The sequence below is a fragment of the Paraburkholderia piptadeniae genome, assembly GCF_900007165.1.
In the GTDB taxonomy this organism is placed as follows: domain Bacteria; phylum Pseudomonadota; class Gammaproteobacteria; order Burkholderiales; family Burkholderiaceae; genus Paraburkholderia; species Paraburkholderia piptadeniae.
In genome coordinates, this window is sequence record NZ_CYGY02000064.1 from 132389 (window position 1) to 155144 (window position 22756).

Below are 22756 nucleotides of genomic sequence, written 5' to 3' on the forward strand. Positions count from 1 at the left end.
GAGCCCTATGACAACGTCTTTCGGTCCTTCCTACGTTCGCGCGATCGCGCCTTATGTGGCTGGCAAGCCGATCTCGGAAGTCGCGCGCGAATTCGGGCTGGACGAAGCGCGCATCGTGAAGCTGGCGTCGAACGAGAATCCGCTCGGCATGCCGGAGTCCGCGAAGACGGCGATGGCGCAGGCCGCGAGCGAACTCGGCCGCTATCCGGACGCGAACGCGTTCGAACTGAAGGCGGCGCTCTCCGCGCACTACGACGTGCCCGCCGACTGGATCACGCTCGGCAACGGCAGCAACGACATTCTCGAACTGGCCGCACATGCGTTCGTCGAGAAGGACCAGTCGATCGTCTACTCGCAGTATTCGTTCGCCGTGTACGCGCTCGCGACGCAAGGCCTGGGCGCCCGCGCGATCGTCGTTCCCGCCGTGAAGTACGGCCACGATCTCGACGCGATGCTCGCCGCGATCACCGACGATACGCGGCTCGTTTTCGTCGCGAACCCGAACAATCCGACGGGCACGTTCATCGACGGTCCGACGATCGAAGCGTTCCTGTCGAAGGTGCCGCGCCACGTCGCCGTGGTGCTCGACGAGGCATACACGGAATACCTGAGCGCGGACAAGCGCTACGACTCGATCGCGTGGGTGCGCCGCTATCCGAAGCTGCTCGTGTCGCGCACGTTTTCGAAGGCGTTTGGTCTTGCCGGCTTGCGTGTCGGCTTCGCGATCGCGCAGCCGGAGCTGACCGATCTGATGAACCGTCTGCGTCAGCCGTTCAACGTGAATACGCTGGCGCAAGCGGCCGCGATCGCCGCGCTGAGCGACAAGCCTTTCCTGCAGAAGAGCGCGGAACTGAATGCGCAGGGCTATCGCCGGCTGACGGAAGCGTACGACAAGCTGGGTCTCGAATACGTGCCGTCGGACGGCAACTTCGTGCTGGTGCGCGTGGGCGACGACGACAGCGCGGGCAATCGCGTGAATCTCGAACTGCTGAAGCAGGGCGTGATCGTGCGGCCCGTGGGCAGCTACGGCTTGCCGCAGTGGCTGCGCGTGACGATCGGCTTGCCCGAAGAAAACGAGGCGTTCATCGCCGCGCTCGAAAAGACGCTGGCGACGGCCTGAGCGCTCAATGCAATCCACGCGCCTCATCGAGTGCGAGGCGCGTTTTTTCTGTGACTGATGTGGCAGCGTTCTCTTTCGACAAACTGGTGATTTTCGGCGTCGGGCTGATCGGCGGCTCGCTCGCTCGCGCGCTGCGCGAGCGCGCCGACGTGGGCGGCGAGCGCCGCGTGATCGGCGTGGGGCGCACGGCGGCATCGACGCAACGCGCGCTGGAGCTGGGCGTGATCGATGCGAGCTCAGCGCTTGCCGATGACGCCGCGCTGCGCGACGCGCTAAAGGGCGCCGATCTGGTTCTGCTCGCGGCGCCCGTCGCGCAGACGCAGCCTCTGCTCGAACGCATCGCGCCGTTTCTCGATCCGTCGACGATCGTCACCGACGCCGGCAGCACGAAGTCCGATGTCGTCGCTGCGGCGCGCGCGGCGCTGGGCGAGCGCATCGGCCAGTTCGTGCCCGGGCATCCAATCGCGGGCCGCGAATCGAGCGGCGTCGATGCGGCGCTGCCTGACCTGTACGTGAACCGCAACGTCGTGCTGTGCGCGTTGCCGGAGAATGCGCCGGCGTCGGTCGAGCGCGTAGTCGCCATGTGGCGCGCGACGGGGGCGAGTGTGCACGCGATGTCGCCTGCGCAGCACGACTGCGTGTTCGCGTCGGTCAGCCATTTGCCACACGTGTTGTCGTTCGCGCTCGTCGAGCAGATTCTCAACTCGCCCGACGCCGCGCTCAAGTTCTCGTTCGCGGCGGGCGGATTCCGCGACTTCACCCGGATTGCCGCGTCGAGCCCGGAAATGTGGCGCGACGTGTGCGTGGCGAACCGCGCGGCGCTGCTCGACGAACTCGACGCCTATACGGCCGTGCTGGCGCGTCTGCGCGCGGCGATCGAAGCCGGCGACGGCGCGACGCTCGAAGCCGTGTTCGCACGCTCGCGCTCGGCACGCAGCGAGTGGCAGGAACGCGCGGCGTCGTCGCAACAAGCGTCGCGGCAGCCGTCGCCCGCGCGCTCCGCAACCGACGACGCGTCGAAATAACTGGACACTGGAATTCATATGGAACATCTCGATCTCGGACCATTTTCCCGTGCGTCCGGCACGGTCCGTCTGCCCGGCTCGAAGAGCATTTCGAACCGTGTGCTGCTGCTCGCGGCGTTGGCCGAGGGCGAGACGACGATCACGAATCTGCTCGATTCCGACGACACGCGCGTGATGCTCGACGCGCTCGAAAAGCTCGGCGCGAAGCTCAAGCGCGACGGCGACACCTGCGTCGTCACGGGCACGCGCGGCGCGCTGCCGGCGGCGCGCGCCGATCTGTTCCTCGGCAACGCGGGCACGGCCGTGCGGCCGCTGACGGCGGCGCTCGCGGTAAACGGCGGCGATTACCGCATTCACGGCGTGCCGCGCATGCACGAGCGGCCGATCGGCGATCTGGTCGACGGGCTGCGTCAGATCGGCGCGAAGATCGATTATGAAGAGAACGAAGGCTTTCCGCCGCTGCGCATCCGACCGGGGCAAATCTCCGTCGACGCGCCGATCCGCGTGCGCGGCGACGTGTCGAGCCAGTTCCTGACGGCGCTGCTGATGGCGCTGCCGCTTGTCAGGACGGCAAGCGGCGAGACGATCGTCGAAGTGGCGGGCGAACTGATTTCGAAGCCCTATATCGAGATCACGATTGCACTGATGGCCCGCTTCGGCATCAAAGTCGAGCGGCTCGGCTGGGAACGCTTCACGATTCCGAACGGTGTGCGCTATCAGTCGCCGGGCAAGATCATGGTGGAGGGCGATGCGTCGTCGGCGTCGTACTTCCTCGCGGCGGGCGCGTTGGGCGGCGGGCCGCTGCGCGTCGAAGGCGTGGGCCGCGCGAGCATCCAGGGCGACGTCGGCTTCGCGACGGCGCTGACGAAGATGGGCGCGAACGTAACGATGGGCGACGACTGGATCGAGGTGCGCGGCGTCGGCAACGACCACGGCAAGCTCGATCCGATCGACATGGACTTCAACCTGATTCCTGACGCGGCCATGACGATCGCGGTGGCGGCGCTGTTTGCCGACGGCACGTCGACGCTGCGCAATATCGCGAGCTGGCGCGTGAAGGAAACCGACCGGATCGCCGCGATGGCGACGGAATTGCGCAAGGTCGGCGCGAAGGTGCAGGAGGGCGAGGATTTTCTCGTCGTCACGCCGCCCGAAAAACTGACGCCGAACGCCGCAATCGACACCTACGACGATCACCGGATGGCGATGTGCTTCTCGCTGGTGAGCCTGGGCGGCGTGCCGGTGCGGATCAACGACCCGAAGTGCGTCGGCAAGACGTTCCCCGATTATTTCGAGCGCTTCCTTGCGCTCGCTCAACCCTGACCCTCGCATTGACAACATCCGCCGCCCGTTTCGACGGGCGACTTTCTAGATGAAATCGACTCGTCCCTTTCACCAGACGCCCGTCATCACGATCGACGGCCCGACCGCATCCGGCAAAGGCACGGTGGCCGCGCTGGTAGCCGCCGAACTCGGCTTCCACCTGCTGGACAGCGGCGCGCTGTACCGGCTCGCGGCGCTCGCCAGCGTGCGCTACAACATCGCCGCCGCTGACGCCGAGGCGCTTGCAAAACTGGTCGGCGATCTCCATATCACGTTTCGCGAGGGCATCGCGCAACTGGACGGCGTCGACGTGTCGACGGAAATCCGCGCCGAGGAAATCGGCAACCGGGCGTCGGCGATTGCCGTCCACGCACCCGTCAGGGCCGCGCTGGTGGCCCGTCAACGGGCTTTTCGCAAGCAGCCCGGCCTGGTCGCGGATGGCCGCGACATGGGCACTGTGATCTTTCCTGACGGCTTGCTGAAGGTGTTTTTGACGGCCAGCGTCGAGGCGCGCGCGGCCCGTCGGCATAAGCAATTGATCCAAAAAGGTTTTTCTGCTAATATGGATGACTTGCTTCGGGATTTGCGTGAACGCGACGAGCGCGATAGCAAGCGCGAAGCCGCGCCGCTCAAGCCCGCAGCCGATGCGCAGTTGCTCGATACCTCGGCACTGTCGATCGACCAGGCGGTCGAACAGGTGGTGCAATGGTACCGGGCGCTGGCTCCGCAGAACTGAATGCGGAAGCTCGCATCGAAGTTGTTTTTGTTGTCGAGTAGGTGCTTTGCCGCTGAGTGTGAACGAAGCGCGAAGCGATTGTTTAACCCTTAACCCCGTATGGCTTTCGCTCCTTTGCCGTAGTGCTGAACCATGGTGGTTCACCTGACGCTGCGAAAACCATGCAAATTCAGATTTTTATGTCCGACCTGCAAACCTCTACCCCGAATACCGAATCTTTTGCGGCTCTGTTCGAAGAGTCGCTGACCAAGCAGGACATGCGCGCTGGCGAAGTGATCTCCGCCGAAGTCGTGCGCGTCGACCACAACTTCGTCGTTGTGAACGCTGGTCTCAAGTCCGAAGCCTACATCCCGCTCGAAGAGTTCCTGAATGACGCGGGCGAGGTAGAAGTGCAGGCGGGCGACTTCGTTTCCGTCGCGATCGATGCGCTGGAAAACGGCTATGGCGACACGATCCTGTCGCGTGACAAGGCGAAGCGTCTGGCTTCGTGGCTGTCGCTGGAAAAGGCCCTCGACAACAACGAACTCGTGACGGGCACGATCACGGGCAAGGTCAAGGGCGGCATGACCGTCATGGTCAACGGCATCCGTGCGTTCCTGCCGGGCTCGCTGGTCGACACGCGCCCCGTCAAGGACACGACGCCGTACGAAGGCAAGACGCTGGAATTCCGCGTCATCAAGCTGGACCGGAAGCGCAACAACGTCGTGCTGTCGCGCCGCGCCGTCATCGAGGCGACGCAAGGCGAAGAGCGCGCAAAGCTGCTCGAGACGCTGAAGGAAGGCGCGATCGTCGAAGGCGTGGTCAAGAACATCACCGACTACGGCGCGTTCGTGGACCTCGGCGGTATCGACGGCCTGCTGCACATCACCGACATCGCATGGCGTCGCGTGCGTCACCCGAGCGAAGTGCTGTCGGTTGGCCAGGAAGTCACCGCGAAGATCCTCAAGTTCGACCAGGAAAAGAACCGCGTTTCGCTCGGCATCAAGCAACTGGGCGACGATCCGTGGGAAGGCATCTCGCGCCGCTACCCGTCGGGCACGCGTCTGTTCGGCAAGGTCACGAACATCACCGACTACGGTGCGTTCGTTGAAGTCGAATCGGGCATCGAAGGCCTCGTCCACGTGTCGGAAATGGACTGGACCAACAAGAACGTTGCGCCGTCGAAGGTTGTCCAGCTGGGCGACGAAGTCGAAGTCATGGTTCTCGAGATCGACGAAGACCGCCGCCGTATCAGCCTCGGCATGAAGCAGTGCAAGCCGAATCCGTGGGACGACTTCAGTCGCAACTTCAAGAAGGGCGACAAGATCCAGGGCGCCATCAAGTCGATCACCGACTTCGGCGTGTTCATCGGTCTGCCTGGCGGCATCGATGGTCTGGTTCACCTGTCGGACCTGTCGTGGAGCGAAACGGGCGAAGAAGCTGTTCGCAAGTACAAGAAGGGCGACGAAGTGGAAGCGATCGTTCTCGGCATCGACGTCGAGAAGGAACGCATTTCGCTGGGCATCAAGCAGCTCGAAGGCGACCCGTTCAGCAACTTCGTTGCAATGAACGACAAGGGTTCGATCGTCGACGGCACGGTCAAGTCGGTTGACGCGAAGGGCGCTGTGGTTCAGCTGACGGCTGACGTCGAAGGCTACCTGCGCGCTTCGGAAATCGCGCAAGACCGCGTGGAAGACGCTCGCAACGTGCTGAAGGACGGCGACAAGGTCAATGCGATGATCATCAACATCGACCGCAAGTCGCGCGGCATCAACCTGTCGATCAAGGCGAAGGACTCGGCTGAGCAGCAGGAAGCCATGCGCGGCCTGCAAGCTGACAGCAGCTCGGCAGCAAGCGGCACGACGAACCTCGGCGCGCTGCTGAAGGCCAAGCTCGACGGCCAGAACCAGTAAGACTTAAGGGGTCTGCTGCAGTATGACCAAATCGGAATTGGTCGCCCAGCTGGCTACGCGATTTCCGCAACTTGTCCTCAAGGATGCGGATTTCGCGGTGAAGACGATGCTCGATGCGATGTCGGACGCTCTGGCCAACGGCCATCGCATCGAAATTCGCGGCTTCGGCAGCTTCGGCCTCAACCGTCGTCCATCCCGCGTCGGGCGCAACCCGAAGTCGGGCGAAAAGGTGTTGGTGCCTGAGAAGCACGTGCCACACTTCAAGCCTGGCAAAGAGTTGCGTGAACGCGTCGATCGTCGCGCGGGCGAGCCTCTGAAAGACGAAGCGCCGGATGACGACCTTTGAGCCGGCCGTATGCAAGTATGCAGCTCGCGTTGAAGTTCGCCGGTGGCCACGCCAGTCGGCATTGACCAGAAAAAGCGCCTTTGGGCGCTTTTTTTTCGCCCGTCGGTTTGAGGGTGCCGGGTCTGGAACGTGGACTGCATCCATTCCCTAAACGACAGCGAGGCATCACGATCCGCACGCTTGTGCCAGTCGCCATGGCGTTCATTTACAATACGGGTCACTTCGGCGCGGGCACACACCGTGGCGCGACGCGTCATCTGGCCGGCGTCCTCCCGCAACTGCCGTCAAGAGATCACTACATGAAATTTATCGTCTGGCTGATTCGCGTGCTGGTGTTCGTGCTGCTGCTGGTGCTTGCACTGTCCAATACGCAGAGCGCTACGCTGAATTTCCTCGCCGGATATTCGTGGCAGGCGCCCTTGATCCTGATCGGACTGGCGTTCTTCGTGGTGGGCCTGCTGGCCGGCCTGGTGTCGTCATTGCCGGCGATGTTCCGCTTGCGGATGGAAAACGGCCGGCTCAAGCGTGAACTGCGCGTGGCGCGCGAAACGCCCGTCGCCGTCGAAGAGCCGCCGATGCCGCCGCTCATCTAGCCCTTACACGCCGCGTGCACCACGCGGCCTCTTTCGCACTCCCGCACATTCGCATGGATCTAGACCTCTGGTGGCTGCTCGTCATACCCGTCGCGTTCGCGTTCGGTTGGGTAGCCGCGCGTTATGACCTCAAGGCGCTGCTTTCCGAAAGCGCCAATTTGCCGCGTTCCTATTTTCGCGGACTCAACTTTCTGTTGAACGAACAGCCGGACCAGGCGATCGACGCGTTCATCGAAGTCGTCAAGCTCGACCCGGAAACGGTCGAATTGCACTTCGCGCTGGGCAATCTGTTCCGCCGTCGCGGCGAAACCGACCGGGCGATCCGCGTGCATCAGAACCTGTTGAACCGGGCCGATCTGCCCGTCACCGAGCGCGATCATGCGTTGTACGAACTGGGCCAGGACTTCCTGAAGGCCGGCCTGCTGGATCGCGCGGAAGAGACGTTCAAGGCGCTGCAGTCGGGCGACTATGCGCTAGGCGCGCAACGTGCTCTGTTGACGATCTATCAGATCGAAAAGGACTGGATCAAATCGATCGACACGGCGCGCCGGCTCGAAACGATGGGCGCCGAGTCGCTCGACAAGGAAATCGGCCATTTTCACTGCGAGCTCGCGCAGGAAGCGCTGCAGCAGAAGAAGCCCGATGAAGCGCGGCGTCAGCTGGAACTCGCGTTGAAGGCGCATCCGCAGAACGTGCGCGCGACGATTCTGTTCGGCGACGTCGACGCGGCGGCCGGCCATCACGACAAGGCGATCGTCCAGTGGCGGCGCGTCGAGGAGCAGAATCCCGCGTATCTGCCGCTCGTCGCCGAGAAGGTCATGAAGGCCTACGAAACGCTCGGCCGGCAGGAAGAGGGCGCAGACCTGCTGACGACGTGGGTCGACGGCTATCCGTCGAACGATCTGCTCGACGTCGCGTACCAGTACGTGTCGGCGTTGCGCGGCCCGGAGGCGGCGCATGCGCTCGCGCGCACGCAGATGCAGAAGTCGCCGAATCTGGCGGGCATGACGCGCTTGCTCGAAGCGCAACAGGCGGTGGCCGAAGAGCCGCGCCGCAGCGAACTGGAACTGATGCGCACGCTGATCCGTCAGCGGACCAAGAATCTGCCACGGTACACGTGCCAGAATTGCGGCTTCCGGGCGCGGCTGTTCTATTGGCAGTGTCCGGGCTGCAGTGGTTGGGAAACCTATGCGCCGCGCCGCGTCGAGCCGATCACGGCGTCGAGCTGACATGCGTCGCGAGCGCGTCAGCGCGGACAGCGGCCATCGCGCAGCACTGAAGTTTCAAACTTTGAACCGGCATCACCTACCGGAAAGCGTATGAAAATCACCATTATCGGCACGGGTTACGTAGGTCTCGTCACGGGCGCATGTCTTGCCGAGGTCGGCAACGACGTTTTCTGTCTGGACGTGGACCCACGCAAGATCGAAATCCTGAATAACGGCGGCATGCCGATTCACGAGCCGGGTCTGCAAGAGATCATCGCGCGTTCGCGCGCGGCGGGACGCATCACGTTTTCGACGGATGTCGAGGCGAGCGTCGCGCACGGCGAGGTCCAGTTCATCGCGGTGGGCACGCCGCCCGACGAGGACGGTTCCGCCGACCTGCAATACGTGCTCGAAGCGGCGCGCAATATCGGCCGCACGATGAACAGCTTCAAGGTGATCGTCGACAAGTCGACGGTGCCCGTCGGCACCGCGCAGCGTGTGCGTGCCGTTATCGAAGAAGAGCTGCAGAAGCGCGGTCTCGCGGGCAGCGCGCAGCACCGCTTCTCGATCGTTTCGAACCCGGAATTCCTCAAAGAGGGCGCGGCCGTCGATGACTTCATGCGCCCCGACCGCATCGTGGTCGGCATCGACAACGATGCGGACGGCAACAAGGCGCGCGAAAAGATGCGCCGCCTCTACGCGCCGTTCAACCGCAACCACGACCGCACGCTGTACATGGACGTGCGCTCGGCGGAATTCACGAAATACGCGGCCAACGCGATGCTTGCCACGCGCATCTCGTTCATGAACGAGATGGCGAATCTGGCCGACACGGTCGGCGCGGACATCGAAGCCGTGCGCCACGGCATCGGCTCGGACCCGCGCATCGGCTATCACTTCCTGTATGCGGGCGTCGGCTACGGCGGCTCGTGCTTCCCGAAGGACGTGCAGGCGCTGATCCGCACGGGCAACGAGATGGGGCACAATCTGCGCATTCTGGAAGCCGTCGAGGAGGTGAACCACGAGCAGAAGGAAGTGCTCGTGCGCAAGATCACGGCCGCACTCGGCGACGATCTGAGCGGCCGCACGTTCGCCGTATGGGGCCTGTCGTTCAAGCCGAACACCGACGACATGCGCGAGGCGCCGAGCCGCCGCGTGATCGCGCAACTGCTCGCGCGCGGCGCGACGGTGCACGCGTACGACCCCGTCGCGACGACGGAAGCGAAGCGCGTCTTCGCGCTCGACCTCGCCGGAGTACCCGACCAGCAGGCGCGCCTGCACTTCACGAGCACGCAGGACGAGACGCTGGCGGGCGCCGATGCACTCGTCATCGTCACGGAATGGAAGGAATTCAAGAGCCCGGACTTCGTGCATATGAAGGCCGAACTGAAGACGCCGTTGATCTTCGACGGCCGCAATCTGTATGAACCTGACGCGATGGCCGAACTCGGCATCGACTATCACTCGATTGGACGTCCGTATGCACGACCCGCTGAATCTACATCCGACTCCGACCGTACCTGAAGGCGCGGCGCTCGCACCCGAGGTGGGCATCGTCGCGCGCGAGCGCCTCGCGGCGGCGCGCGTGCTGGTTGTCGGCGATGTGATGCTGGACCGTTACTGGTTCGGCGACGTCAATCGCATTTCACCGGAGGCGCCCGTTCCCGTGGTGCTCGTGCAGAAGCAGGAAGACCGTCTGGGCGGCGCGGCGAACGTCGCGCGCAACGCCGCGGCGCTTGGCGCGCAGGCAGGCTTGCTGTGCGTCGTCGGCCACGACGAGCCGGGCGAGCGCGTCGTGCAACTGCTCGGCGATAGCGGCGTCGCACCGCATCTGGAGCGCGACCCCGAGTTGCCGACGACGATCAAGCTGCGCGTGCTGTCGCGTCAGCAGCAGCTTCTGCGCGTCGACTTCGAAAGGGCGCCCGCGCACGAAGCGCTGCTCGCGGGCCTCGCGCGCTACGACGCGCTGCTGCCGACGCACGACGTGATCCTGATGTCGGACTACGCGAAGGGCGGTCTCACGCACGTCACGAAGATGATCGAGAAGGCGCGCGCGGCAGGCAAGCCGGTGCTGGTCGATCCGAAGGGCGACGACTGGGAGCGCTATCGCGGCGCGACGCTGATCACGCCGAACCGCGCAGAACTGCGCGAGGTGGTCGGGCAGTGGAAGTCGGAAGCCGATCTGCTCGCGCGCGTGACGAAGCTGCGCGCCGAACTGGAGCTGAAGGCGCTGCTGCTCACGCGCTCCGAAGAAGGCATGACGCTCTTCTCCGACGAAGGCATTCTGCACGCATCGGCTGTAGCTCGCGAAGTGTATGATGTGTCGGGCGCGGGCGATACCGTGATCGCGACGCTCGCCGTGATGATCGGCGCGGGCCTGCCGCTCGACGAAGCCGTCACACTCGCGAATCGAGCAGCGGGCATCGTGGTCGCCAAGCTCGGCACAGCCACCGTCGACTACGACGAACTCTTTCATTGATGTCGCCGCGCGCCGGCTCATGCAGCGCGGCGCGCAGCTCATCTCCGCATCCGTTGACTCTCATCTCATCAGGACGACCATGACCCTCATCGTCACCGGCGCGGCTGGATTTGTCGGCAGCAATATCGTCAAGGCGCTCAACGAGCGCGGTGAAGACAGCATAATCGCCGTCGACAACCTGACGCGCGCCGACAAGTTCAAGAATCTCGTCGACTGCGAAATCGTCGATTACATCGACAAGACGGAATTCGTCGAGCGTTTTGCGCGCGGCGACTTCGGCAAGGTGCGCGCGATTTTCCACGAAGGCGCCTGCTCGGACACGATGGAAACCGACGGCCGCTACATGATGGACAACAACTTTCGCTATAGCCGCGCGGTGCTCGACGCGTGCCTCGCGCAGGGCGTGCAGTTTCTGTATGCATCGTCGGCGGCGACGTATGGCGGCTCGTCGCGCTTCGTCGAGGAGCGCGAGTTCGAAGCGCCCCTCAACGTGTACGGCTATTCGAAGTTCCTGTTCGACCAGGTGATCCGCCGCGTGCTGCCCACCGCGAAGAGCCAGATCGTCGGCTTCCGCTACTTCAACGTGTATGGGCCGCGCGAGGCGCATAAGGGGCGCATGGCTTCCGTCGCGTTCCACAACTTCAACGAGTTCCGCGCCGAAGGCAAGGTCAAGCTGTTCGGCGAGTACAACGGCTACGCAGCAGGCGAGCAGACGCGCGATTTCGTTTCCGTCGAAGACGTCGCGAAGGTCAACCTGTATTTCCTCGATCATCCGGAGAAGTCGGGCATCTTCAATCTGGGCAGCGGCCGCGCGCAGCCGTTCAACGACATCGCCTCGACGGTCGTCAACACGCTGCGCGTGCTCGACGGCGAGCCGGCGCTGTCGCTCGCCGAGCTGGTGCAGCGCGGGCTGATCGAGTACATTCCGTTCCCCGATGCGCTGCGCGGCAAGTACCAGTGCTTCACTCAAGCCGATCAGACGAAGCTGCGCGCAGTGGGCTACGAGGCCCCGTTCCTGACAGTGCAGGAAGGCGTCGATCGCTACGTGCGTTGGCTGTTCGGCCAGGTGTAAATCGTTCGTACGCCTCTCTACACTGGAGTCTCCCGGTCGGTGATCGTCACCGGCCGGCGTTTCAGGGAGATTCCATATGTTCAAAAAAGTCATCGTCACGGCGGCCATGCTCGCCGCTTTCGGCCAGGCATTCGCTACGGTCGACGTCAATTCCGCTAACGAGGCCGGGCTGCGTGGCATCAAGGGCATCGGTCCCGCGAAGGCCAAAGCTATCCTCGACGAACGTGCGGCCCATGGCCCGTTCAAGGATGCGGCGGATCTCAGCAAGCGTGTCAAAGGTCTCGGCGGTCATACCGTCGAGCGTCTCCAGGCCGAGGGCCTCGCTGTCGGCACATCGGGCGCTGGTGCGGCGACTGTCGCTGCTGCTGGCGCACAGGCTGCGCCGGCTCACGCGAAAGCCGCGCCCGCTGCGAAGAACGACGCCGCCGTGGTGGTCAAGAAATAGCCGCATGAACTGAGCGCCTGACATGCGCGGCAACGCTCGCGCGCGGCGGGCGCTCGTCCAGTGCCATCCATCTTTCCTTCTGGCCGGAGTTGTGGCAACCGCTCCCTTCAGCCGTCATGCAAATGACTGGCTTCCGCGGCAGATCCAGCCTGCCGCGGCTTTTTGCGTTTGCGCGACCGGTCGTCGCAGGAGATCGCGTATTCCGTTTGCCGTCGAAAGAGCGGCGAATGCCTCCCTGTATGCAGCCACATCGCGGCCACATCGTAGTCACATGCGACAGGACAGGAACCCGGTGGCATCCATGCAGCCATTAGGGGCTGCGGGCGGCCATCCGGATGCTGGTTTAAAATCGACGGATTCAAGACTCCGCGCATCGTCACAGCACACAACGACATGGCTTACAAAACGATTGAAGACACGATCGGCAACACGCCTCTCATCCAGCTCGTCCGCCTTGTGGACGACGACATCCGCAGCCGCAACAACGTTGTGCTGGGCAAGCTCGAAGGCAACAATCCGGCGGGATCGGTGAAAGACCGCCCGGCGCTTTCGATGATCAAGAAAGCCGAACTGCGCGGGCGCATCAAGCCGGGCGACACGCTGATCGAAGCGACGAGCGGCAACACGGGCATCGCGCTCGCAATGGCGGCGGCGATCCGCGGCTACAAGATGATCCTGATCATGCCGGAAGACCTGTCGCTGGAGCGGCGTCAGAGCATGGCGGCATACGGCGCCGAAATCCTGCTGACGCCTGTGAAAGGCGGCATGGAATACGCGCGCGATCTCGCCGAGCAGATGCAGCGCGAAGGCAAAGGCATCATCCTCGACCAGTTCGGCAACCCCGACAATCCGATCGCGCACTACGAAGCGACGGGCCCCGAAATCTGGCGCGACACGGAAGGCCGCATCACGCATTTCGTGTCGGCGATGGGCACGACGGGCACGATCATGGGCGTGTCGCAGTATCTGAAGGAACAGAAGCCGTCCATTGAGATCATCGGCGCTCAGCCGGAAGAGGGCTCGCGCATTCCGGGCATCCGCAAATGGCCCGAGGCATATCTGCCGAAGATTTTCGACCGCAGCCGCGTCGATCGCGTCGAGAACGTGAGCCAGTCGGCATCTGAAGCGATGGCGCGCCGGATGGCGGCCGTCGAAGGCGTGTTCTGCGGCATCTCGTCAGCGGGCGCGTGCGAAGTGGCGCTGCGTATCGCGCGCCAGGTCGAGAACGCGACGATCGTGTTCATCGTGTGCGATCGCGGCGACCGCTATCTGTCGACGGGCGTGTTCCCTGCATAAACATGACATGCCAGATGTGGCATGCCATAGGAGAAAACGCCGGCAACTGCCGGCGTTTTTCATGAATCACATCGACAGTCAGTCGACTACTGAGACGCGGCAGGCACCGATGCATTGCCCACCGAACTCGCATCCAGTTGCGCCTTCACGCGCTCACCGAGTTCATACACGGCGAGCGCATAGAAGAAGCTGCGGTTGTAGCGCGTGAGCACGTAGAAGTTCTTCAGCCCCAGCACAAATTCCGTCGGCCGGCCCGGCGACGGCAGATCGACCACGGTGACGGGCGTACCCGCTTCCGTGCGCGTGTCGAGGCCCGGCTGGTTCATCAGCATGCCCGCCTTCAGCAGTTGCTGCAGCGACCAGCGCGGTTCCGGCGCGCCCGTCGCGGCCGCCTGCGCGATGCCGAGGCTGCCCGTATCTGTCGCGATGTTCCACACGACGGGCCGGCCCGTTTCCCAGCCGTTCTGCCTGAGATAGTTCGCGACGCTGCCGATCGCATCGGCCTGGCTCGTGCGCAGATCGATCTTCTTGTTGCCTTCGTAGTCAACCGCATACTGGACGATGCTGCTGGGCAGGAATTGCGGAATGCCGATCGCGCCCGTGTACGAGCCGAGTACTGTCGTCGGATCGATCTGCGCGTCGCGCGTCCACACCAGATAGTCTTCGAGATTCTTGCGGAACGTCGCCTGGCGTTCGTCGCGATTGGGCGTGCCCGGGTAATCGAACGAGAGCGTGGTGAGCGCGTCGAGCACACGGAAGTTGCCCATGTAGCGCCCATAAATCGTCTCGACGCCGATGATGCCGACGATCACTTCCGGCGGCACGCCGTACTGCTCGTACGCGCGCTGCAACGTTGCCTGATTCGCGCGCCAGAACTTCACGCCCGCGTTGATGCGGACGGGATCGAGGAAGCGCGCCTGATACACACGCCAGTTCTTGATCGACGGCGTCGGCGATGGCGTCACGAGTTTCACGGCCGTCGCCGAATAGCTCACGCGCGCGAAGAGGGCATGCAACGCGGTGGGATCGAAGTCATAGCGCGCGACCATGTCGTTGACGAATGCATCGACATTGCCGTTGTTCGCATAGCGCTGCGGAACGATCTCTTCTTCGAACGTCTGTCCTTGCGTCGGCTGTTCCGGCTGGCTTTGCGCAAGCAGCGCGCGCGGCCTGCTTTTGACGGTTTGCGCCGAGGCCGGGCCGGCTCCCGCGAACACGCACCACGCGACGGTCAGTGCGGCGGCTACAGTCGTTGCGCGTAGCCGATGTTGAGCGGACAGTGCAAGCTTGACGGTCATAGTGAACTGAGGGTGTGTGCGGGCAAAAAAGTTACGGGGGAGTATACCCGACGAGGTTCGCCAATCTGTGTAGAAGCGTTGCGCCAGCGCGGTCCTGGCGCATCGTGTGGTAAGTTCGTAGTATTCGCGCAACCCCTTGCGCTCATGGACGGAGACACGCGGTGCCCCTCGCACGCCTCGCGCGGCGCGCCGCCCGAAATAGACTCATGGCAACCGGCTTCTATACACACGCAGACTGTCTGCAACATGAGATGGGGCAATGGCATCCCGAATGCCCCGCGCGCCTGCAGGCAATCGAAGACCAACTGATCGCGAGCCGCATCGGCGAGTTGATCGAACGAGAGTCCGCACCGCTTGCCGACGAGTCCGCGTTGCTGCGCGTGCATACGAAGGCACATGTCGACTACATCCGCGAGCGCTCGCCGGGCTCCGGCTATGCGGAGATCGATCCCGACACGTCGATGAATCCGCATACGTGGACGGCCGCGATGCGCGCGGCGGGCGCGGCTGTTGCGGCCACCGACGCCGTCATCGAAGGACGTTACGACAACGCGTTTTGCAGCGTGCGTCCGCCGGGCCATCACGCGGAGCCTGCGCGCGCAATGGGCTTCTGCTTCTTCAACAACGTCGCGATCGCCGCGCGGCACGCGCTCGAAGTACATGGCCTCGAGCGCGTCGCGATCATCGATTTCGACGTGCACCACGGCAATGGTACGGAGGCCGCGTTCTCGAACGATTCGCGCGTGCTGATGTGCAGCATCTTCCAGCACCCGTTCTATCCGTTCACGGGCGCTGACAACCAGGCGCCGAACATGTGCAACGTGCCCATCGCGGCGCGTTCGAAGGGGATGGTCGTGCGCGAGGCAATCGACATGATCTGGCTGCCGCGTCTCGATGCATTCAAGCCGCAGATGCTGTTCGTGTCGGCGGGCTTCGACGCGCATCGCGAGGACGATCTCGGCAACATGGGGCTCGTCGAGGACGACTACGTGTGGATCACCGAGCAGATTCGCCATGTCGCGGACAAGTACGCGCAAGGGCGCATCGTCAGCTGTCTGGAAGGCGGCTACAACCTGTCGGCGCTCGGACGCAGCGTCGTCGCGCATGTGCGCACGCTCGCGGGCATCTGAACGCGAGCGCCGCGCACGGGAGGAAAGCTCATCATGAATAGCGATGCAACGGGCCCGCTGATCGATGTTACGCACGATGCCTATGATGTGCCCGGTGTCGTGCGTCTCACGCTGAACCGGCCGGACGCGTTCAATGCGCTGTCGGAGGCGCTGCTCGACGAACTGCAGACCAGGCTCGCCGACATCGCGAAGAGCGATGCGCGCGTGGTGGTGATCGCGGGCGCGGGCCGCGCGTTCTGCGCCGGTCACGACCTGAAGGAAATGCGCGCCGCACCGTCGCTCGATTATTACCAGGCGCTCTTCGCGCGCTGCACGAAAGTCATGCTCGCGATCCAGCGCATGCCGCAGCCGGTGATCGCGCGCGTGCACGGCGTCGCGACGGCAGCGGGCTGTCAGCTGGTGGCGATGTGCGATCTCGCCGTGGCCGCCGACATCGCGCGCTTCGCCGTGTCGGGCGTCAATCTCGGACTCTTCTGCGCGACGCCATCGGTGCCGCTGTCGCGCAACGTATCGCGCAAGGCCGCGCTCGAAATGCTGCTGACGGGCGATTTCATCGATGCAATGGCGGCGAAGCAGCAAGGCCTCGTGAATCGCGTGGTGCCGCTCGACATCCTCGATATCGAGGTGGCCGCGCTCGCGAAGAGCATTTGCGCGAAACCGCGCGAGGCCGTCGCAGCAGGCAAAGGCCTGTTCTACCGGCAGCTCGAAATGGGCATCGAGGCGGCGTATCAGCTGGCCGGGCAGACGATGGCCTGCAACATGATGGACGACTCGGCGCTCGAAGGCGTGCAGGCCTTCATCGACAAGCGGCCGCCCGACTGGAAGCACACGTCCGGCCGCTAGGCCGCGCGTCCGTCCGCTTCATTCCGAACGCTTCAATATCCAGTCGACGAGCGCATCGATCACGCGCTCGCGATCGAGGTCGTTCATCGTCTCGTGATAGCTGCCTTCGTAGAGCGTCAGCGTCTTGTCCGGTGAGCCGGCGTGCGCGCCGAAGTCGCGGCTGCCGTCGGGCTCGGTGAGCTTGTCCGCCGTGCCGTGCCAGGTCAGCAGCGGCATGCGCAGGCCCGCCCGGCCTTGCTCGATGCGCTGCATCGCGAGCAGCAGTTCGGCGCCCGTGCGCGCGGGAATCGGACCGTGATGCACGAGCGGATCGTTCCGGTTCGCCTCGACGACTGCGCGATCGCGCGATAACAGCGCGGCTTCGATTTTCATCGCCGGGAAGCGTGGCCACACGCGGCTGATCTTCTGGCTTAACGCGAGCATCCAGCGTGGCACGTTATGGCCTGGAGCGAGCGCGGGGCTCGACAGGATCAGGCCGTTCAACGGCCGTCCGTGATGGGCGTGCTTTTCGATCGCGTGCAAAGCCGCGATCGCGCCGCCCATGCTGTGGCCCATCAGGAACAGCGGTCCGTCGTTGCGCGTGGCCACTGTGACGAGCGCGTCGGCATCGAGCAGATATTCGTCGAAGCGCTCGATCCATGCGCGCGGACCGGGCGCATGGCCATGCCCGCGCAGATCGATCGCGATCAGTTCGATGCCGTTTGCGTTGAGCGCTTGCGCGAGCGCCGCGTAGCGTCCGGCGTGCTCCGCGAGCCCGTGGAGAAGGGCGACTGTCGCGCGCCGCATCCCCGCCGCGCGCCATCGGTAGACGGGCAGTTCGATGCCGTCGGCCGTGGTGGCGCGCGACCGTTCGGGATGGGGCATCGCGGGAGTCGCAGCGGCTCGGGTCGTCTCCATGGACATCTTCCGATTGTTGTCGTGGTGCGGCGATCATAGCGGCGCGCATCGCGCCCGTTGCGGCCGATCGAACCGGGCAGCCCTCTAATTCCCACCGGTTATGAAAGTCTCTTAATTGATTATTAAAGGATATGACGCGTCTGCGGTAAAATCGGCGGCTCAAATCCCAATAAAAGTCACGGCGGCCGGTGCCTGGAGCGTGCGACGCTTGCTGGCAAAGTCCGCCGTTTCGTTTTTCATGATCGAACTACGCAATCTTTCGCAGCGTTTTCCGGGGCCACGGGGCTGGGTCGAAGCGCTGCACAACGTCAATCTGTCGATTCCCCAAGGCGAGGTGTTCGGCATCATCGGACGCAGCGGCGCGGGCAAGAGCACGCTGGTCCGCACGATCAATCTGCTGACGCGCCCGACGGAAGGCAATGTCGTCGTCGACGGCCGCGACCTCACGACGATGCCCGCCGCGCAGTTGCGCGAGGCGCGCCGCGAGATCGGCATGATCTTCCAGCACTTCAATCTGCTGTCGTCGCGCACGGTGTTCGACAACGTCGCACTGCCGCTCGAACTGGCCGGCATGAAGCGCGCGGAGATCGAGGCGCATGTGCTGCCGCTGCTCGAACTCGTCGGGCTGTCGGCGCAGAAGGACCGCTATCCGGCGCAGATCAGCGGCGGGCAGAAGCAGCGCGTCGGCATTGCGCGCGCGCTCGCGAGCAAGCCGAAAGTGCTGCTCTCCGACGAAGCGACGTCCGCGCTCGATCCCGAAACGACGCGCGCGATTCTCGATCTGCTCAAGCGCATCAACCGCGAGCTGAAGCTGACCGTCGTGCTGATCACGCACCAGATGGAAGTGATCAAGCAGGTGTGCGACCGCGTCGCCGTGCTCGACAACGGACGCGTGGTCGAAGAGGGCAAGATCATCGACGTGTTCCTGCAACCGCATCACGAAGTCACGCGCGCGCTGATCGGCGACGTGATCGCGCAGGAATTGCCGCCGGCGCTGAAGGCGCGCGTCGCGGAGCGTCTGAAGTCGGGCAGCGGCCATCTGCTGCGGCTCGCGTTCACGGGTTCGGGCGTCGATCAGCCGATTCTTTCGGAGACGATTCGCCGCTACGAGCTGGACTTCAACATCCTGCACGGCCAGATCGACGAGATTCAGGGGCAGGCGTTCGGCTCGCTCGCGGTGCTCGCGGGCGGCGAGCCGTCGAAGGTGGCGCAGGCGCAAGCGTTTTTGCGCGAACAGGGCGTGGTTGTCGAGGAGTTGTCGCATGTTGAGTGAAATGTTCGATATGTTCGTGCAGTCGTTCTGGGAGACGCTGATCATGGTCGGCATCTCGGGACTGATCGGCGCGGCCGTCGGCCTGCCGCTCGGCGTGCTGCTCTATCTGACCGACCGCCAGGGCGTGCTGCAGAACCTCGGCGTCAATCGAGTGATGGGCGTGGTCGTCAATGCCGTGCGCTCGACGCCGTTCATCATTCTTCTCGTTGCCGTGATTCCTTTTACGCGCCTCGTCGTCGGCTCGTCGATCGGCACGGCCGCGGCCGTCGTGCCGCTGACGATCGCCGCCGCGCCGTTCATCGCGCGGCTTGTCGAGACGGCGCTGCGCGAAGTCGATCGCGGCCTGATCGAAGCGGCGCAGGCGATGGGCGCGACGACGTCGCAGATCGTGTTCAAGGTGCTTTTGCCGGAATCGCTGCCGGGCATCGTCGCGGGTCTGACGATCACGTTCGTGTCGCTGGTCGGCTATTCGGCGATGGCGGGCGCGATCGGCGGCGGCGGTCTGGGCGATCTCGGCATCCGCTATGGGTATCAGCGTTTTCTGCCGGAAGTGATGGTGACGGTCGTCGTGATCCTGATCGTCTTCGTGCAACTGGTGCAGTCGTTCGGGGATTGGCTCGTGCGCCGTTTGAGCCACAAATAACACTCTTAGAAAATAAAGGTTTGGTCATGCAACGTCGTTTCATTCTGAAGCTCGCGACCGCATTGGGCGCCGTGTCGCTGTTCGGCGCATCGTCGCTCGCGTTCGCCGACGAATCGATCAAGGTCGGCGTGACGGGCGGTCCGCACGCGCAACTGATGGATGTGGTGAAGACCGTCGCCGCGAAGAACGGCCTGAACATCAAGGTGATCGAGTTCTCCGATTACGTGCAGCCGAATGCGGCGCTCGCGAGCGGCGATCTCGACGCGAACAGCTACCAGCACGATCCGTATCTGCAGGCGCAGGTGAAGGACCGCGGCTACAAGCTGATCAAGATCGCCGATACCGTGACCTTCCCGATGGGCATCTATTCGAAGAAGGTGAAGTCGCTTGCCGAAATGCAGGCGGGCGCGAAGATCGCCGTGCCGAACGATCCGACCAACGGCGGACGCGCGCTGCTTCTGCTGCAAAAGCAGGGCTTGATCAAGCTGCGCGCCGGTGCGGGCCTGAAGGCGACGCCGCTCGACATCGCCGAGAACCCGAAGAAGCTGAAGATCGTCGAACTCGACGCGGCGCAGATTCCGCGCTCGCTCGGCGATGTCGACGCGGCCGCTATCAACACGAACTTCGCGATGGAAGCGGGCCTGAAGCCGAAGCAGGATGCGATCGCGATCGAGGACCCGAAGGGGCCGTACGTGAACATCATTGCGATCCGCGAGTCGGACCGAAACAAGCCGTGGGTGGCGAAGCTGATCGCGGCGTATCACTCGCCGGAAGTGAAGCAGTTCATCGATAGCAAGTTTGGCGGCGCGGTGATCGCGTCCTGGTGATCGATGCGGCGCGGTGGTGCGGGAGCGCGCCGCGCCGCTGCGTGTCGGAGCAGAGGATGATCGGCGCGGCGCCGTGCGCCGCATCCGGCCCCGCTATGCGGCCGTATCGGTAGGAACCCCGACTTGGCTTTTGGGCTTTTTCCGGTCTAGAATAGCACGACCGTTCGAAATTGCCGTCATCGCCATCGGGGAGCGATATCCTCGATATCAAGCAATCCCGGGCGGCTCCCGCGGAGGCTATCGCTATAATGTCCGTCGGGTTGACGTATTCGTAACTTTGGAGCGTGTGCATGAAAATCCTGGTGCCAGTCAAAAGAGTGGTTGACTACAACGTGAAGGTCCGCGTGAAGTCGGACAACACGGGAGTCGACATCGCGAACGTGAAGATGTCGATGAATCCGTTCGACGAGATTGCCGTCGAAGAGGCCGTGCGCCTGAAGGAAGCGGGTGTCGCTAGTGAGGTCATTGCTGTTTCATGCGGCGTCACGCAGTGCCAGGAAACGCTGCGTACGGCGCTGGCGATCGGCGCGGATCGCGCGGTCCTCATCGAATCGAATGAAGACCTGCAGCCGCTGGCGGTGGCCAAGCTGCTCAAGGCGCTGGTCGACAGGGAACAGCCTTCGCTGGTGATCCTCGGCAAGCAGGCCATCGACGACGACTCGAACCAGACGGGCCAGATGCTCGCCGCGCTGGCGGGTCTGCCGCAGGCGACGTTTGCATCGAAGGTCGTAGTGGCCGATGGCAAGGCGACGGTGTCGCGTGAAGTCGATGGCGGCGCGGAAACGCTGTCGCTGAAGCTGCCCGCTGTCGTGACGACGGATCTGCGCCTCAACGAGCCGCGCTATGTCACGCTGCCCAACATCATGAAGGCGAAGAAGAAGCCGCTTGAGACCGTGAAGCCCGAAGACCTGGGCGTCGATGTGACGCCGCGTCTGAAGACGCTGAAGGTCAGTGAGCCGCCCAAGCGCTCCGCCGGCGTGAAGGTGCCGGACGTGAAGACGCTGGTCGAGAAGCTCAAGACGGAAGCCAAGGTGCTTTGATCGACGCGAATTTACGGAAAGCGGAGACGAATGAAATGACGATTCTGGTAATTGCTGAACACGACAACGCGTCGATCAAGGCCGCGACGCTGAACACGGTCGCTGCCGCACAGAAGATCGGTGGCGACATTCATGTGCTGGTCGCGGGCCACAACGCACAGGCAGCCGCGGAAGCTGCATCGAAGATTGCAGGCGTCGCGAAAGTGCTGCTCGCCGACGCGCCGCAACTCGAAGCGGGCCTGGCGGAAAACGTCGAGGCGACGGTGCTGAACATCGCGAAGGACTACTCGCACATCCTTGCGCCCGCGACGGCCTACGGCAAGAACATCGCGCCGCGCATTGCCGCGAAACTCGACGTCGCGCAGATCAGCGACATCACGGCCGTCGATAGCGCCGACACGTTCGAACGCCCGATCTACGCGGGCAACGCGATCGCGATCGTGCAATCGGCCGACCCGGTCAAGGTCATCACGGTGCGCGCAACGGGCTTCGACCCGGTCGCGGCGGAAGGCGGCAGCGCGTCGGTCGAGAAGATCGAAGCCGCAGCCGATGCGGGCGTCTCGCAGTTCGTGAGCCGTGAAGTCACGAAGCTGGACCGTCCGGAACTGACCAGCGCAAACATCATCGTATCGGGTGGCCGTGGTCTGGGCAGCGGCGAGAACTACACGAAGGTGCTCGAGCCTTTGGCCGACAAGCTGGGTGCAGCAATGGGCGCCTCGCGCGCAGCCGTCGATGCGGGCTACGTGCCGAACGACTACCAGGTCGGCCAGACGGGCAAGATCGTCGCGCCGCAGCTGTACATCGCGGTGGGCATTTCGGGTGCGATCCAGCACCTGGCGGGCATGAAGGACTCGAAGGTGATCGTCGCGATCAACAAGGACGAAGAGGCGCCGATCTTCAGCGTCGCGGACTATGGTCTCGTCGGCGATCTGTTCACGCTCGTGCCGGAACTGGTGAACGCACTCGGCTGATAGAACACCGCGCCGCATGACGGCGCACGACAGTCAGGCACCAGACAAAGGGGCGCGAGGATGTTGAATCCAGCGCCCCTTTTTTATCGAAGTCGTGGAGGAGGCACAAATGAGCTACACGGCACCCATCAAGGACATGATGTTCGTGATGCGGGAACTGGCGGGGCTTGACGACGTCGCTGCATTGCCTGGCTTCGAAGAAGCCGGCCTTGAAACGGCTCAGGCCGTGATCGAAGAATCCGCGAAACTGTGCGGCGAAGTGCTGGCGCCGCTGAACGTAGAAGGCGACCGGAACCCGA

The 22756-nt window shown here is 63.8% G+C and carries 23 protein-coding genes; 21 read left to right on the top strand and 2 right to left on the bottom strand.

Annotation, left to right across the window (positions count from 1 at the left end):
- Window positions 1–7 precede the first annotated feature (7 nt).
- The 13 genes from hisC (at window position 8) to cysM (ending at window position 13535) form a co-directional block, all read left to right on the top strand.
- Window positions 8–1120, top strand: a complete 1113-nt coding sequence (gene hisC, locus BN2476_RS31270; RefSeq protein ID WP_087738058.1) for a histidinol-phosphate transaminase — start codon at window positions 8–10, stop codon at window positions 1118–1120.
- A 50-nt stretch (window positions 1121–1170) separates the two neighbouring features.
- Window positions 1171–2145: a prephenate dehydrogenase gene (locus tag BN2476_RS31275; protein WP_087738059.1), complete on the top strand. Its 975-nt coding sequence runs from the start codon at window positions 1171–1173 to the stop codon at window positions 2143–2145.
- Between the two features lie 18 nt (window positions 2146–2163).
- Complete coding sequence (gene aroA, locus BN2476_RS31280; RefSeq protein WP_087738060.1) at window positions 2164–3468, top strand: 3-phosphoshikimate 1-carboxyvinyltransferase; 1305 nt, start codon at window positions 2164–2166, stop codon at window positions 3466–3468.
- 49 nt (window positions 3469–3517) lie between these two features.
- A complete protein-coding gene (cmk, locus tag BN2476_RS31285) occupies window positions 3518–4204 on the top strand; it encodes a (d)CMP kinase (protein WP_087738061.1) in 687 nt (228 codons plus the stop codon).
- A gap of 161 nt (window positions 4205–4365) precedes the next feature.
- Complete coding sequence (gene rpsA / locus BN2476_RS31290; protein ID WP_087738062.1) at window positions 4366–6096, top strand: 30S ribosomal protein S1; 1731 nt, start codon at window positions 4366–4368, stop codon at window positions 6094–6096.
- Window positions 6097–6118: 22 nt separating this feature from the next.
- Window positions 6119–6442: an integration host factor subunit beta gene (locus tag BN2476_RS31295; protein WP_087738063.1), complete on the top strand. Its 324-nt coding sequence runs from the start codon at window positions 6119–6121 to the stop codon at window positions 6440–6442.
- 299 nt (window positions 6443–6741) lie between these two features.
- On the top strand, window positions 6742–7035 hold the full coding sequence (locus BN2476_RS31300; RefSeq protein WP_087738089.1) for a LapA family protein: 294 nt from the start codon (window positions 6742–6744) through the stop codon (window positions 7033–7035).
- A gap of 53 nt (window positions 7036–7088) precedes the next feature.
- Window positions 7089–8264 (top strand): lipopolysaccharide assembly protein LapB, encoded by a 1176-nt coding sequence (lapB, locus tag BN2476_RS31305; RefSeq protein WP_087738064.1) that lies wholly within the window; start codon window positions 7089–7091, stop codon window positions 8262–8264.
- A gap of 90 nt (window positions 8265–8354) precedes the next feature.
- On the top strand, window positions 8355–9767 hold the full coding sequence (locus tag BN2476_RS31310; protein WP_087738065.1) for a UDP-glucose dehydrogenase family protein: 1413 nt from the start codon (window positions 8355–8357) through the stop codon (window positions 9765–9767).
- The gene (rfaE1, locus tag BN2476_RS31315) at window positions 9724–10722 is read left to right on the top strand and encodes a D-glycero-beta-D-manno-heptose-7-phosphate kinase (RefSeq protein WP_087738066.1); all 999 of its coding nucleotides are present in this window, start codon (window positions 9724–9726) and stop codon (window positions 10720–10722) included. The genes BN2476_RS31310 and rfaE1 overlap by 44 nt, the downstream gene beginning before the upstream one ends.
- A 79-nt stretch (window positions 10723–10801) precedes the next feature.
- Window positions 10802–11794: an ADP-glyceromanno-heptose 6-epimerase gene (gene rfaD, locus BN2476_RS31320; protein ID WP_087738090.1), complete on the top strand. Its 993-nt coding sequence runs from the start codon at window positions 10802–10804 to the stop codon at window positions 11792–11794.
- 76 nt (window positions 11795–11870) lie between these two features.
- Window positions 11871–12239 (top strand): ComEA family DNA-binding protein, encoded by a 369-nt coding sequence (locus tag BN2476_RS31325; protein WP_087738067.1) that lies wholly within the window; start codon window positions 11871–11873, stop codon window positions 12237–12239.
- A gap of 393 nt (window positions 12240–12632) precedes the next feature.
- A complete protein-coding gene (gene cysM / locus BN2476_RS31330) occupies window positions 12633–13535 on the top strand; it encodes a cysteine synthase CysM (protein ID WP_087738068.1) in 903 nt (300 codons plus the stop codon).
- A gap of 86 nt (window positions 13536–13621) precedes the next feature.
- On the opposite strand, the gene mltB is transcribed toward cysM, so the two are convergent.
- Window positions 13622–14833 carry a lytic murein transglycosylase B gene (gene mltB, locus BN2476_RS31335; RefSeq protein ID WP_087738069.1) on the bottom strand — a complete coding sequence of 404 codons (1212 nt, stop codon included), beginning with the start codon at window positions 14831–14833 and terminating at the stop codon, window positions 13622–13624.
- A gap of 206 nt (window positions 14834–15039) precedes the next feature.
- Here mltB and BN2476_RS31340 point away from each other — a divergent pair, with 206 nt between their 5' ends.
- Together BN2476_RS31340 and BN2476_RS31345 are read left to right on the top strand one after the other, a co-directional pair.
- The gene (locus BN2476_RS31340; protein WP_087738070.1) at window positions 15040–15963 is read left to right on the top strand and encodes a histone deacetylase family protein; all 924 of its coding nucleotides are present in this window, start codon (window positions 15040–15042) and stop codon (window positions 15961–15963) included.
- Between the two features lie 33 nt (window positions 15964–15996).
- A complete protein-coding gene (locus BN2476_RS31345) occupies window positions 15997–16806 on the top strand; it encodes an enoyl-CoA hydratase (protein ID WP_087738071.1) in 810 nt (269 codons plus the stop codon).
- A gap of 18 nt (window positions 16807–16824) precedes the next feature.
- Here BN2476_RS31345 and BN2476_RS31350 read toward each other — a convergent pair whose 3' ends face one another.
- Window positions 16825–17703 carry an alpha/beta hydrolase gene (locus BN2476_RS31350; protein ID WP_087738072.1) on the bottom strand — a complete coding sequence of 293 codons (879 nt, stop codon included), beginning with the start codon at window positions 17701–17703 and terminating at the stop codon, window positions 16825–16827.
- Window positions 17704–17941: 238 nt separating this feature from the next.
- Here BN2476_RS31350 and BN2476_RS31355 point away from each other — a divergent pair, with 238 nt between their 5' ends.
- The 6 genes from BN2476_RS31355 to BN2476_RS31380 form a co-directional block, all read left to right on the top strand.
- Window positions 17942–18976: a methionine ABC transporter ATP-binding protein gene (locus BN2476_RS31355; protein ID WP_087738092.1), complete on the top strand. Its 1035-nt coding sequence runs from the start codon at window positions 17942–17944 to the stop codon at window positions 18974–18976.
- On the top strand, window positions 18966–19619 hold the full coding sequence (locus tag BN2476_RS31360) for a methionine ABC transporter permease (RefSeq protein WP_087738091.1): 654 nt from the start codon (window positions 18966–18968) through the stop codon (window positions 19617–19619). The genes BN2476_RS31355 and BN2476_RS31360 overlap by 11 nt, the downstream gene beginning before the upstream one ends.
- A 26-nt stretch (window positions 19620–19645) precedes the next feature.
- Window positions 19646–20446: a MetQ/NlpA family ABC transporter substrate-binding protein gene (locus BN2476_RS31365; RefSeq protein ID WP_087738093.1), complete on the top strand. Its 801-nt coding sequence runs from the start codon at window positions 19646–19648 to the stop codon at window positions 20444–20446.
- A gap of 290 nt (window positions 20447–20736) precedes the next feature.
- Window positions 20737–21486 carry an electron transfer flavoprotein subunit beta/FixA family protein gene (locus BN2476_RS31370; protein WP_087738073.1) on the top strand — a complete coding sequence of 250 codons (750 nt, stop codon included), beginning with the start codon at window positions 20737–20739 and terminating at the stop codon, window positions 21484–21486.
- A gap of 35 nt (window positions 21487–21521) precedes the next feature.
- Window positions 21522–22457, top strand: coding sequence for an electron transfer flavoprotein subunit alpha/FixB family protein (locus BN2476_RS31375; RefSeq protein WP_087738074.1), 936 nt, complete (start codon window positions 21522–21524; stop codon window positions 22455–22457).
- Window positions 22458–22566: 109 nt separating this feature from the next.
- On the top strand, window positions 22567–22756 hold a 190-nt coding region (locus BN2476_RS31380; RefSeq protein ID WP_143811088.1), incomplete at its 3' end, for an acyl-CoA dehydrogenase N-terminal domain-containing protein.